This is a genomic window from Nannocystis sp. (assembly GCF_016714285.1).
GTDB lineage: Bacteria > Myxococcota_A > Polyangia > Nannocystales > Nannocystaceae > Nannocystis.
On the sequence record NZ_JADJNN010000001.1, the window covers coordinates 32,531 to 45,789 of the forward strand.

Below are 13,259 nucleotides of genomic sequence, written 5' to 3' on the forward strand. Positions count from 1 at the left end.
GAGTCATTGTTGACATCGCGGCACAGCACTCTACGTCCAACATACGTAATGCCGGTCGGTACATGCTGGACCTGCTGCCGGCTAATCTGACAGCACTCATTGCTACAAGTGGAGCACAAGTATTCTACTTCAAACACCCCTGGATTTCCACTTTTCACCACCGATCAAAGAAGGAGTTGGGGAACCGGGTGGGGAAGCTCAGAGGGATACCGTTCACCAAGCACACACGTTACGTCCCCTCAGCCGGTGTCAAGGAGGCTGGCGAGGATCCCCTGGACTTTTTGAGGAATGCCTGCAGCAGTGGACGACGGCGGCGAGCTGTGTCTCACGGCATGTTGGCAGTTAGGGGGGCGACGTGGCGGGCTGCCAGGATGGAGCGGCCGCTTTCAGGCCGAGGTCGTCACGACGCGGCAGGCCGAACGGATACGTCGAGTCAGTCCTCCGGATCGGCCCACCAAGGCGAGCGTTTAGCATCGAATACTTCCGGAAATTGGCTGATGTACCGCCGCTTAATCGCCTCGAAGCCTTCTAAGTACTTGGCTTTTTGCGCGCTGAGACGTGCGAATCGAGGAGTGTCGAGGAGGCGTGTATAATCGGCGATGACGGCATCCACCACGCGCAGTGGAGTGTCAAATTCCAGTAGAGCAAGCCACCCCTTGCCATAAGTAATACCCGATTGATGGAGTTCCTCGTCTATCCAGATTGTCGGCGAGTTGCCGGGCTTGAATCCGAGTTCATGTGCAATCCAATCGATCTTGATGACTGATTGCGGGAGAATGTGTTCAGAATTGAGTCCTGCTTGAACCATGAAGCCGCTACTCACGGAATGGCTCCAACTCACCTTTGCCTCAAGCTCTGCGCGGAGTTTAAGGTCGATACTCGCAGGTCGCCGATGTACTTTGGACGCGACGGGGTGCTTGGAGCGTTTGGTGGAACCGCTTCTCTTGGGGACAGTCGCCGACGCACTCAATGTGGTATTTTCGATGAGGGAAGGCGGGGTCGGCGCCTCTCCTCCCAAAGGCTTCCAAACAACGGGCAATTGGAGATCGTCGATTCCCGCGCGCGCGACGTGGCTCTCGCCATTCAGATGCAGATCCGTGTCCTCAGGATTGGCTTTCAGGAGGACCGCCGGGTCGGGCCCGGGGACCATCGATGGTTCCAGTCCATTGGATAGCCTTACGAGTGGTCTAGACGGTATGGAACTGATTTCGGGCGCAGGATCAGCAATCGCCGTCGTCGTCGATGGGTTGGGTGCATAGCCGGTTGCTGGTGTGTAGTCGATGCGATCGGCAAGGTCGTCTAGAGCGGCGTCTAGCGTCTTGATGGCTTGGGGGTTCTCGAGTGCCGCCAATTGTGCCTCGAAGAGTTCGCGTTCATATTTCTCACGCCACAGTCTGTCCTGGCCGGCCTCGGTCTGCGATAGAATACGGCGGCGGAGCCCTCGACTTTGCCGAAGAAGGCGCGCTCGACGTCGTTCATCCTCTCACGGGCACTTGCCGCAATTGGGACGATGCGATCACGGAATTGCTGAATCTTTACGAGCATCCTTGTGATCGCGTCGGGCACCATCGCGGCGGCGCGCTCGCGGACGGTGGCGATGCGCTTGCCGAGGGAGACACCCAACGGCTTCAGGGTGTCGTCCATCCCCTTCAGAAGGGCATCAATAAAGGCCTCCAGGCTGGTTGCCAGGTGTCGCGTTCGACGAGAAACCTACGGACACCGTCGAACAGGTCATCCACCCCATGCGCTGCGGGGAGGAGGCGAAGGAGCAGGTCGAGGGGGAACTTCTCCAAGCCATGGAGCACGACCTCGCAACCCCTTTCATGATGCTACCGATCTCGGGCACGAAACCGATGCCGGTCAGCACGAGGCTCACCCAGTGCTCCCACTCGCCGACACGAAACTGCCAGACGAGATGGTAGAGCGCGGCCACGAGATCCTCGATGTCGCCCGCCGTATCGAAGCCGGGAATCAACGTGATGGCGGTCCGAATGACGATAGCGGCTAGGGTCGGATCCTCGCTAAAGTCGCCCGCAATGACATCGACCATCGTTTCGACCGCGTAGAAATTCCGCTCGTATTCGATATCGCGGGTGATACCGTTGTAGATTCGAATCTCCTCAATCCCGCGGACGTCGGCCAGGATCCGTATGGTATTGTTCAGGAATAGCATTGCCTTGAAGAGCGCGTAATCTCGCTGCCTAACCTCTTCGAATAACGCGACGATGCCGCTCGAGTCGAGCTTCTCGGTGTCAATGAGCCAGTTGGAGAGGAGTTCGGCGTTGAGGTTCGCGGTCTGTGAATCGATGTTCGGCGCACCGGAACGGTGCACACGATCACGGAGAGCGTCGATGCGTCGCTCGAGAGTCGCCTCGGTGGCAAGCCGCTCGCGCTCGGGACGTTCAGCCTCGTACCGCTGCTGCCGCTCCGCACTCTCAATCGGGGAGAGGCGTTGGTCCTCCTCTTGGCCATGCCGCACGTATTTGTGCTGTAGCAGGTCGGTCGATCGCCTCTCCGCGTCCTGACGTGTCATTTCCAGGAGCGCGACAGCCTCGGCCAAGTTTGTTTCGGGCCGCTGCTCGGCTAGAGCTTGAACGCGTCGTATCAGGGGCTGCATCTTGCTTGCGAATGCCTGCATCGAATCGACGAGCAAATAGATCGAGCGCGGATCGGCGTGGCCGTTCAGGATACGCTGGATTCGTGCATTGTAGTCTTCGCGTTGTACATTAAGGTAGTAAACGTCGGCGTCGTAAATTCCGCGACGGACGAGGCCGATCGTCGGCGAGTAGTTCCAGGCGTGCGTAGACCTCTTTCTTGAGGATCTCGTCAAGGGCCTGGAGTTCACCTGCGAGTACCGGGTTCTTACGTTCCAGGGTAGCAAAGTCGACTTTGGGTGGAGTCGGTTGTTCATGCAGCGCGAGGGCGTTCCAGGAGGAGCCTGGCGTGGCGGCCTGGCGGCTCGTCTGAGCTGCAGGGCGACCCAGACTCGCCTGTCGGTCCGGAGCGGGAGCGGTTCTTGTCCCCATGAGATCGCTTTCAGGTCGTCATGCCCCGGGGTCAAGGTGGAGGACGCTCATCTGGCCGTCTCGTTGCTCGCGTTGCCAGATTTTACTTGATCTTGATGTTCAGTAAATAGTTCGAGCGGCAGAGTCGCATGGCCAATCATCCAGTAATCCGCAGCGCCGAAGGATTTTGCCTCCACTGCTGCGGCGTGAACGCAGTTGGTGGGACGTCCCGGTGGAGGGTCGTCTCCCACGCCCAAATTCGCGTGATTGAAATCGGCCGGATGAAAATCGTAGGGATCTATGAACCAGACATCAATTGTGCCTGTAGTGCGGTTGACCTTGAAGTCGACTCGATCGATTCCTCCGAATGCGTATTGAAAATCATCGTCTTGGTAGCTGTATTGTTGGAAAAATAGGTTTCCCTCGTCACCCTGAAACTCCATTGCAGCGGCGATCAAGCCTCTCACATGCGCATTGCGGGTCAAGAGATCATCCAGGTTTTTATGCTCGAAGATGGGAATTCCTCTGCCCGAAACATAGTGCTGCAAGTGCTCTCTCGCCAACGGCTTATCGCGCATCTCATATTTAAATGCATAGTTTAGCACTTCCAAAGGTTTGGATACCGCGCAGACGCATTCAACGGCGCCCCGGCCGGGGCCTGGTATGGAGTATGGACTCGTTCGGTCAAATGTCGGTTCGCGCCAGCACGCGGCTTTCGCGTGCTGTTGAACGGTCCCCCAGTTGTTTTGCGGAGGATGATTGTGCGGCGGGCGACCAGGTACGTACGGGCCTGGCGGCGCGGCCGGATTGGGAAAGCGTTGTATCACTGGCCGGTTGTTGTTCTGCTGAACCACGTGCGTCAATTCATGTGCGATGAGTCTCCTCCCCGCGGGGCTTCCCGTCTGGTACATACCCGCGCCGAATACATGTTCTTGCCCGCCGTGTACGCATGAGCTCCCAGAGCGTTCGTGCTCTCTGCAGCCCTGGCGTCCGAATGGACCCTCACCGCACTGAAGTCGTGGCCCATTCGTGCCTCCATGAACGCGCGTACCCCCGCGTCCAGTGGTGAGCCTGGGGAGTCCAACACCTCGCTCACGATTTTTGGGGCGGCGAAGCCTCCTCCCAGTATGTCCGTGGCTCGCTGAGTATCGCCCATTCTCATGTGTTCATGGGCCTGCGGCGGGCCGTTCGACATCACTGCGTCGGCCACGCGATCAGCCGCGCGTTCGTGCACGTCGTCCGTAGCACCGACTGGGAGTCCGCTTCTTGTCGGCGCTTCGCTGTACTACCTTCGGGGGGGTGTGCGGTGCGCTCTGCGCCAATTCATGCCACGAGTTACATGAACGCGCTCTCGGCGACGCTGATTGTTCTGAGAACGTATCCTCGCTCCGAGTGGTGGAACAGTTTGCCTTCGCGCGCATTCATTCTCACTTTCGCCGCGTGGGCGACGACGGGGCGGTCCGGACATGGCCTGCTGGCCGTTGTTGCTTGCCTCCGCTTTCGTCGGGAGTCGGGATCAGTTCGGTCGATTGAGCTGCCACTGGGGTGGCGGTTGACTCAATCGTTGTCGCGCTGAGCATGCGGGTGATGATATGAGGCCGACCCACCGATCCGTCAGTCCTGCGTGACGCGCGCGTAGGCATCCGCTGCCGCCTTGAGCTTCTGGGCGTAGTCGGCGGCCTTGCCGGAGCCGTTGTAGCCCGTGGCGAACTTGACGTAGTCCTTGGCCTTGAGGCCGGCCAGGCAGGTGGGGTTGCGCTTGATGAAGGAGAACATGCCGTCGAGCTGGGGGACGGATGGCCTGGTTCATCCGGTCGAACATTTCGTGGACGGAGGTGAAGCCGGCGTTCTTGAAATTAAAGCCCATGACCTGGCCCGTGCCGTAGGATGCGGACAGGAGCGCGGGTTGGTCGGCGAGGCTTCGGGCGTGGGCGAGGATTTGCCACTCCTGGTCTTGGCTTTGGTGGCAGGCCTCCCAGGCGTGATCCTCGTCTGGACGCCACGTGTGGCCTTGCCAGCGCTTTGTTGCGTCGTACCGGAAATGCTCGCTGAAGGTTTCTTTGTTGGCCTTGCCCCACTGGTCGTAGAAGACGTGATTCTCGAAGCGGATGATGACGCGGCCGTCAGCGGCGAAGCCCTGGCCCTGGGACTCAACTTTGAGCACCGCAGCCAGGGACGCGGCGTCGGTCCCCGGAGGGTGTCGGCCATCTGCTCGAGATAGGCACCCTTCAGATTGTAGATCCCGGCCATTGGTTCTGGCGAGGCCGGTGAGCTTGTCGAGAGGGATGGGGTCCTCGGGCTGGAGCGCAGGGTCGAACCCTTGCCGCTGCCGAGGTTCGCTCGGTCGGTCCAGCCGAGCGATGCCTCCGGTGCCGGCCCGCTTGACCTTGACGTAGGTCTTCTTCTTGACGATCTGCTCCTCGAGGATCTCGACGAGGGTGCCCAGGGGAATGATCTTTCCGATCGACTTCAGCTCGGGTGGGGCGGTGAGGAGGGTGGCCGCGGAGCTGCGGATGGCGCTGGTGGTTGCCCTCGTGGGGGGCTGGCGACCGACCAGAATGATGATGCCGTCGATGCCCTGTAGTGAATCGTTGGGTGGCGGTTGCGAGAGGACGTGGACCGGGAGGGCGGGGGCCCCGGGGGGGCGTGGCTCGAGGGTGTCGCTCACGTCGCGGGTCTGGGCGGTGATGCGGGACTCGCCGTCCTGGGAGCTTCGGGTGCTGTAGATCAGGGCCGCGGCGGGGACGAAGGCGGCGGGGATCTGTTGCCAGGCGGTCTTGAGTGGGGGGACGTCGTGCTCGAGCATATGGTCGGAGTCGACGCGGAAGCTCGCTGTGCCGATCTCCCGGAAGCGGGTCGAGGGCTGAAGTCTGCCGCTGGTGATGGCGCCAGGGAGGTTGAGGGGTGGCCGTGGCCGAGGGGCGAGGTCGTCGAGGACGGCGGCGTAGATCCGGTAGGTGCGGACCGCGGGCGGCAGGGGCGGGGGTGCTGGGTGGGTTTGGGGGCGGGGTGATGCACTGTTTGGTGCGGCGGCGGTGGAACTGGACCCAGTCGCGGGTGGCGACCAGCTCGGTGTGGGCGCGGGGCGGGGGGAACAGGAGGGCGAGAGCTTCGGGTTTGAATTTCTTGTCGTCGTGGGCTTGTGCGAGGGCGTCGACGACCGCGATGGCGGTGGTGTGTTGCGGGCTGGTGGGTTCGAGGACGGCGGGTTCGTGGTCGAAGCGGGCGTGGACTTCGGTGACGAGCTGGCGCGGGCTCATAGGGGCGGTGGAGGTGGCGACGAGGGTGGCGGTGACCTGGTGGGGTGCGCCGGGGGACCACTGCAGCGTGAGCTCGACGGTGATGGTGGGGTCGCCGATCCGCTCGAGGGTGATCTCGGCGGCGAGGAGGCCGGACGGGGCGGGCTTCCAGGCCAGCTCGAGCGGCTGGATGACGGCGGGGGCATCGTTGACGGCGTAGGTGAGCTCGGCGCTGATGCGCGGGCCGGCGGTGAGGATGTGGAGGGTGCCGTCGATATCGAGGTCGAACAGGTGCGGGGCGCCGGGGGAGCGGGCGACGACCAGGCGGGCGTGCACGGGGATCCGGTCGCCGGGGGCGGCGTCTGCGGGGTGGGCGTCGATCGTCGCGGACAGGAAGCCGCGCAGGTGAGTGGGCGGGGGCGTGTGGGCAAGCGTGTGGCCGGGGGCGGCCATCTTCGGGTCGAGGCTGGCGACTTCGGGTGTGTTGTGGTCGGGGCTGTGTTCGTCGGCGGGGATGGTGTCGGGCTTGGTCGTGGGTTTGAGTTTGTGAACGGGGTCGGGGGTGAGCTGGCCGGCGAGGTGGAGGGCCGCGCCACCGCCAGGGAGGCGCTCGGTTCGGCCGGCGCCGTGGGCGGTCGCGGCGGTGTGGGTCTGCGGGAGCAAGATGGCGTGGGCGGGGCCCTTGGTGGGGTTTGGACGGGTGTCTTGGCGGGACTTGGCGGTGAACTCGACACCGATGTGGCGGGTCGTGGGGACGAGCTGGCCGTCGGGGACGAGGATGTCGACCTCGGGTTTGGCTTTGGGGTCGTCGAGGCCGGCGAGCAGCGAGATGCGGTCCATGTGCTGGGCCTCCTCGAGCGCGTGGGCGACGAAGTCAGGGCGGACGATGCAGAAGCGGAGGTCGAGGCCGTCGCCGAGCCAGCGGCGGACTTGCAGCTCGACGTCGCGGCCGGGCTGGACGGGGAGGTAGCCGGCGGCGGGAAGCTCGACGATGCCGCCGTGGATGAGGATATGGTCGAGGGGTTCGAGGGCGTCGCGTTGGTTGTCAGCGGCGACGTCGAGTTGGAGGCGCTCGAGGCGGGCGAGGGCGTCCTGGAGGTCGGGTTGGTCGTCGGGTTGGCCGTGGATGAGGCGTTCGCTGATGGCGGCGTAGCTGTTGAACAGCTTGCGGAGTTCGTCGGAGGTGCGGCGGAGGGTCGCGCGGGTGTGGGCGCACGGGTCGGCGGGGGTGCGTTTCGGGTCCTCGGCGAGGAGGTCGCGGAGGTGACACTGGAACTGCAGCACCTCGGCGAGGAAGCCGCTCCACGGGCGCATGGCCATGCGGGCGGCCCAGTACTGGCGGGGTGGCGGATCGATGCGTTCGCGGCGGGGGATCCACGGGTCGAGGAACAGGGTCGTGCCGGCCGCGCGGGCGAGCACGGCGATCGGGACGTCTGTGCCGCCGACAAGTTTGGAGCCGAGGCACCAGGTCTCGGCACGCAGGCCGGGGCCGCTGATCAGCGAGGAGACGCGGCGTCGGTCGTCGGCGAAGTAGGCGGCGGCGATCTGCGAGCGCAGGTGGAGTCGGGTGATGGCGATGGCGCTGGCGGTCGGGAGCGGCGTCTTGAGGGCGAGGGGAACGGCGCGGAGCAGCACGCCCTCTACGAGGTAGGGGCGGTCCGTACTGCTGACGCAGGCGCTCTCGCAGGGATTGCCGAACACGTCCTCGCTGCCGCAGGCGGTCTCGGCATGGCTGAGTGTGATGAGCCACAGCTCGACGTGCTCGACGGTGACGCCGGGCGGCTGAACGCGCACGGGCTCGCAGTGGGTGAAGCGGCCGCTCTTTGCTTTGGGAGGCGTGGGATCAGGGTCCCCGCGGGCGGCGTCGAGGAGTGTGGCGATCGAGATCGCGGCGGCGTCGGGGAGCAAGAGGAGGCGGCCGTCGGGATCGATGGCGAGGCCGTGGCCGAGGTTGAGGCGGTCGCCGGTGAGGTGGCAGTCGAAGCCGTGGACGACACCGGCGCCACCGGCCTGGTTGCTGAGCATGAGCCAGCTGCGCAGGGCGGACTGCTCGTGGGTGAGGTCGGCGGCGCGGAGGCGCTTGCCATCGAAGTAATGCAGGCGCGTAAGTGGGGTGTCGCTGGCGATGAGCGCGAGGCCGCCGCGGGTGATCGAGACCGTGTAGGGGTCCTGCTTCGAGGTGGTGCGGGTGGCCATGGCTACGCGCCTTCCTGGGTGAATGTCTGCGTGAAGTCGTCGAGAGGTCGGAGGTCGGCATCCAGCAGCGGGGTGGGGCCGCCATGGATCACGAGGCGCACGAGCGCCGGGACCGGGCTGGTGGTGATGCTGAGCGTCACCTGGGTGTGGTTGCTCGACACGGCGAGCCCGAAGTTGAGGCTGCGCCAGCCGGTGTTTGGGTCGAAGGCGGTCAGCGAGAAGGCAGCGGGGGTGACGCTGGCAGGGGCGAGCGGACGGTCGGCGACGATGGTGAGGATCAGGCCGCTGGAGCTGGGCTTTAGCGTGGCGCTGACGATGGATGGCGGGACGGCAGGGTCGCGTGTGCCCGGGAGGCGGGGGGTCGGATCCTGCGGGAGGAGTTTGCCGGTGGCGTCTCGCAACGGGCCCGGATCGACGTTGTCGTTCAAGGCCGGATCGACCTCGCTGGTGATGCGCTCGTCGTCCTCGTCCTCGGGGCCAGGTTCGGGGACCTTGGGGGGTTCGGGGACCTCCGGTGGCTCGGGGATCGTCGAGGTGACGGGGGTCGACGTCGGCGCGGGGGCGCCATCGCAGCATGGGCCGCACAGGAGCTCCTGGATCGTGCGCGTGGCGATGTGCGTGCTGCGGATGGTGGGATCGACGGTCGCGGTGTCGACCTGCCAGGTGCCGTCCGCGAGCGGGACGAGGCGGAGGTCGTGGATGTTGGCGAGGACCAGCGGGGCGGGCGGTCGCGCGGGGGTCCAGACCTGTAGTTCATCGTCGCTGGTCGCGGCGGGGCGGAGGTCGATGGCGTCGAGGGCGGCGAAGCGGCGCAGCGCGACGAGCGTCGCGGCTGGTTGCTGGTCGTGGGGGAGCGCGAGGATGCTTGCGCGGGCGGTGAGGACTTCCTGGTCGGCGGGCAGGATGATGCCGAGCGGGTCGAGCTGCGCCGCGTCGATGCAGAAGAGCAGGCGGAGGCGGTGGTACGGCGGGGCAGGCGGAGGCGGAGCGAGGCCGGGGACCAGGCGTAGCTCGACGGTCTCGACGAGGCGCGAGGGGGCTGTCCCGGCGCCGGCGTTGCACGGTTCGGCGAGGGCCGGGACCTCACGCGCGGGGCAGACCTTGAACAGGGCGACGACGTGGGCGTGGAGGGTGACGGCGCCGAGGGGGTCGATGGTGGCGCCGAGGTCGTCGCGCGACTTGTGTTCGTCGTACCAGGCGGCGAGGTCGAGGCAGGCGGGGACATCGAGGTGGAGCTCGCGGCCGACGGCGTCGAGGGCGAGGCCGGGGTCGACGCGGAGCTCGCGGCCGCTGCGGGAAACACCGAAGCCCCAGACGACGCCCTCGCGGTGGAGCCAGGCGTTGTGTAGCCAGCCCTTGCCGCGGTGGTAGGCGCCGATGGCCTCGAAGTCCTCGACGCCGAGGAGCATGCCGTAGTGGACATGGAGGGCGCGGAACGGGTCCGTCGGAGGGACCGCGGCGCCGTCGGAGCGGCCGTCCTGGCCGGCGCATGTTGTGAAGTCGAGGGGGTCAGCCACGGTGAGGTGCTCCTTGCGAGTGCGGGGGGGCGTGCGAGGTGGGGAAGGCCTTGCCGATCTTCTCGTACTCGCGGCGGAGCGCGCGGACGAGGTGGGCGCGGGAGATCGGGGCGTCGTCGGCGGCGGCGAAGTAGGCGGCGGCGAGGGCCGCGTTGCGGATGACGCCGCCGACGACGGGGTAGAGGCTGGCGAGCTCGGTCCAGGCGACGTCGGCGGCGACGGGCGCGTCGGCGGGGATGTGACAGCGCCACAAGGCGGCCCGCTCGTCGCGCCCGGGGGCCTCGAAGCCGACGATGAAGTCCATGCGGCGGATGAACGCGGCGTCGATGTTCTGGCGCAGGTTGCTGGTGAGGATCGCCAGGCCCTCGTAGCGCTCGAGGCGACTCAGCAGGTAGGCGGTCTCGAGGTTGGCGTAGCGGTCGTGGGCGTCGGCGACTTCGGTGCGCTTGCCGAACAGGGCGTCGGCCTCGTCGAAGAGCAGGACGGCACGGGAGCGCTCGGCGGCGTCGAAGGCCTCGGAGAGGTTCTTCTCGGTCTCGCCGATCCACTTGGAGACGACGCGCGAGACGTCGACGATGAAGAGGTCGGTGGCGAGGGCGTGGGCGAGGACCTCGGCGGAGAGGGTCTTGCCGGTGCCGGGCGGGCCGCAGAACAGCATGCGGACGCCGCGGGCGCCGGCGCGGCCGGCGAGGAAGCCCCAGTCGTCGAGCACGCGTGGTTGCAGGCGCACGCGGTCGACGGCGTCGCGGAGCGCGTGCAGGTGGTCCGCGGGGAGTACGAGGTCACGCCAGGTCGCGGACGGCTGGACGACCTTGATGCCGGCGCCGCCACACGACCAGCCGCGGGCGCGGACGCTGGCGGCGACGGTGGCGAGGTCGAGGTTGGGCAGGCTGGCGACGAGGGCGTGGGCCTCGGCGGGCTCGAGCGGGAAGCGGGCGGCGAGGAGGTCGGCGCTGGCGGCGAGGGAGGGCGCGGCGTGGGTCCACATGCGGCGCAGGGCGGCGGCGGGCAGGCGAGTGCAGGCGAGCGGGAGGACGGTCCGTCGCGCGCCGGTCACGGGCGTGTCGGGCCGGCCGGCGAGGACGATGGCGCCGGGGTGACGCAGGACGGGCAGGGCGGGGCGGTTGGGGCCGTCGAGGGTGAGCGTGAAGGTTGGAACGCAGGCGCGCAGCAGGGCGTGGACGCAGGCGAGGGGGGCGAGTGAGGCTGTCTTTTCGGACAGGTCGATGCGGCGCGGGTGGCGGGCCGCGGCGTGGACGAGGGCGAGGGCGCGGGCGATGGCGACGGCGGGGTCGTCGGCGTGGACGAGCACGAGGACGGGGGCGTCGGCGCGGATGGCAGTGCAGGCGGCGGCGACGTCCGGGCTGGCGAGCCACTCCTCGAGGCCGGCGGTGACGATCGGGTCGTCGCTCCGCGCGAGCTCGCGGGGCCAGGCGTCGATGCCGTGGAGCGCGGGCCACAGGGCCTCGCCGAGTCGGAGGTCACGGGTCGGGAACGGGCCGGTGCCTGCGACCTCGACGAGCGCGTGGTCGATCGTTGGTGAGCCCCATAGCCGGCGCAGGAGGTCGGGGCGCTCGTTGGGATCCGGGGTGAGCAGCTGGGCGGCCAGGGCGACGGTCGGGTAGGGGTCGCTGCGCGGGTGCAGCTGGGCGAACAGGCTGGCGAAGCCCTCGTGCTCCTCGGCGAGGCCGGCGAGGACGAGGATGTCGATGTCCCGCGAGTCGAGGCCGAGGCGGGCGACCAGGCGGGCGAGCTCGGGGTTTGGTGCGGGTGGGAGGGCACGTTGCTCGGCGGCGATGCGGGCCAGGAATTCGTTCGCAGGGGTGCCGAGAGCGGCGCCAGCGAGGCGGTCGGCGAGGCGATTCGCTAGCACGGCGATGCGGGCCGCGAGGGTGTCGCCGTCCGGGTTCGGTCGCGGGGTGGCGGCGTGGTCAGGCATAGATGAACTTGAGGACCACGCCGAGCCAGGGGACGAAGTCGGGATCGAGGTCGAGACCGGCGCGGCGCAGGCCGGTGTCGACGCGGCGGAGCGACAGGTGGACGGCGAACCAGCCGGGGTCGGCGACGATGCGGGCCGGGCGACGACAGACCCAGTCGAGGAGCACCGAGGCAGGTTGCAGTGGTTCGCCGAGGCGGACGTGGAGCGCTGCCGTGACCCGGCAGGCGAGTTCGTCGAGGCGGTCGGTCTCGGAGCTGGTCGCTGGGGGTTCGTCGCGCGAGGGGGGGGGCGCGTCGGGCGGGAGGCCGGCGAACGCGAGGACTGCGGGGTCGCTGTCGTTGGCGGGAGTCAGCGCGAGGGCGAGGCGATGGAGGACCCAACGCGGGCTGCGGTGGGCGAAGGTCGGATCGGCGGCTAGATCGGTCGGGAGCGCGAGGGCGGCGAGGATGTGGACGAGGAACAGGAGACCGCCGAGCTCGGTGGCGCCGGACGGACGGTCGACGCTGGCAACGGGCGCAGAGGAGTCGAGTGTCAGGGGGGGACACGCCGCGCGGGCCGTGAGGCGACGGACGAGGGCGTCGACGTGATTGGCGAGGCGCTGTGAAGTGGTCGGGCCGGCGGCGAGGGTGGCGAGGAATGCGGCGGCCTGGTGGGCTCCGGGTGGGAGGGCGAGGGCGAGGAGGGCGCGGGTGAGGAAGTTGTCGTCTGCGACGTTGGGGGAGGAGATGTCCGAAGGGACATGTCGGTCAGTGGGCGTGGTGAGTAGGGCGGTCGGGTCGAGGCCGTGACGATGGGCTGCGGCGTGGGCGAGGCTGTGCCAGTGCGCGGGGGTCCAGGGGGCGACGAGGGAAGCGAGGCGGCCTCGCTGGGCGAGGTCGACGAGGATCGGGACGATCGCGGAGGGTGTTTGCGTGAGGGCACGGACCAGAAGATCGGCGCGGGCGGATGGGCTGGTGTGGGCGAGGTCGCCGAAGCCGAGCTGGCGGTAGGCCCAGGCGCGGGTGAGGTCGGCGGCGGCGAGGTCGGTGGCGAAGGCGACGAGGGCGTGGTGCGGGGACGTGAACACGGCGACGTCGGCCGCGCCGCGGTCGACGGCGGTGGCGATCGCGTGCGAGAGGTCGAGGCTCCACGCGAGCACGAGGGCGTCGTCGGAGGCGCGGAGCTCGAGGGTGGCGTGGCTGGCCACCGAGCGGACGCAGACGGTCGCGTCGAGCGGGACCCCGGCGCGCTCGAGCGCGGGCTCGAGGGCCTCGTCGAGGACGCGGCGGAGCAGGCGGCCCAGGCGGGGCGCGGCCCGGGGATCGCCGCGGGGGACGATGTAGCGGGCCGAGAGCGCGTGGATGTGGGTGGACGCGGTCATGCG

The 13,259-nt window shown here is 67.4% G+C and carries 8 protein-coding genes and 2 pseudogenes; all 10 read right to left on the bottom strand.

The genetic code is table 11. From position 1 onward, the window contains the following. Positions 1-433 precede the first annotated feature (433 nt). The 10 genes and pseudogenes from IPJ59_RS00165 to IPJ59_RS00205 all read right to left on the bottom strand — a co-directional run bounded on the left by IPJ59_RS00165 (position 434) and on the right by IPJ59_RS00205 (position 13,256). Positions 434-1,351: a hypothetical protein gene (locus IPJ59_RS00165; protein ID WP_293269211.1), complete on the bottom strand. Its 918-nt coding sequence runs from the start codon at positions 1,349-1,351 to the stop codon at positions 434-436. Between the two features lie 309 nt (positions 1,352-1,660). After that, positions 1,661-2,911, bottom strand: a complete 1,251-nt coding sequence (locus IPJ59_RS00170; protein WP_293269212.1) for a hypothetical protein — start codon at positions 2,909-2,911, stop codon at positions 1,661-1,663. A 162-nt stretch (positions 2,912-3,073) separates the two neighbouring features. Further along, on the bottom strand, positions 3,074-3,859 hold the full coding sequence (locus tag IPJ59_RS00175; RefSeq protein ID WP_366524545.1) for a hypothetical protein: 786 nt from the start codon (positions 3,857-3,859) through the stop codon (positions 3,074-3,076). 39 nt (positions 3,860-3,898) lie between these two features. Continuing rightward, positions 3,899-4,200 (bottom strand): annotated as a pseudogene (locus IPJ59_RS37405) (eCIS core domain-containing protein); the annotation flags it as partial. 419 nt (positions 4,201-4,619) lie between these two features. Continuing rightward, positions 4,620-4,781, bottom strand: a complete 162-nt coding sequence (locus tag IPJ59_RS00180) for an N-acetylmuramidase domain-containing protein (RefSeq protein ID WP_293269213.1) — start codon at positions 4,779-4,781, stop codon at positions 4,620-4,622. 79 nt (positions 4,782-4,860) lie between these two features. Further along, positions 4,861-5,169: pseudogene (locus tag IPJ59_RS37410) on the bottom strand (N-acetylmuramidase domain-containing protein); the annotation flags it as partial. Between the two features lie 64 nt (positions 5,170-5,233). After that, complete coding sequence (locus IPJ59_RS00190) at positions 5,234-8,440, bottom strand: chromosomal replication initiator protein DnaA (RefSeq protein WP_293269215.1); 3,207 nt, start codon at positions 8,438-8,440, stop codon at positions 5,234-5,236. A gap of 2 nt (positions 8,441-8,442) precedes the next feature. After that, positions 8,443-9,957, bottom strand: a complete 1,515-nt coding sequence (locus IPJ59_RS00195) for a hypothetical protein (protein WP_293269216.1) — start codon at positions 9,955-9,957, stop codon at positions 8,443-8,445. Continuing rightward, entirely contained in the window at positions 9,950-11,896 is a 1,947-nt protein-coding gene (locus IPJ59_RS00200) for an ATP-binding protein (protein ID WP_293256659.1), read from the bottom strand. The genes IPJ59_RS00195 and IPJ59_RS00200 overlap by 8 nt, the downstream gene beginning before the upstream one ends. After that, the gene (locus IPJ59_RS00205) at positions 11,889-13,256 is read right to left on the bottom strand and encodes a hypothetical protein (protein WP_293269217.1); all 1,368 of its coding nucleotides are present in this window, start codon (positions 13,254-13,256) and stop codon (positions 11,889-11,891) included. The genes IPJ59_RS00200 and IPJ59_RS00205 overlap by 8 nt, the downstream gene beginning before the upstream one ends. Between the last annotated feature and the right edge of the window lie 3 nt (positions 13,257-13,259).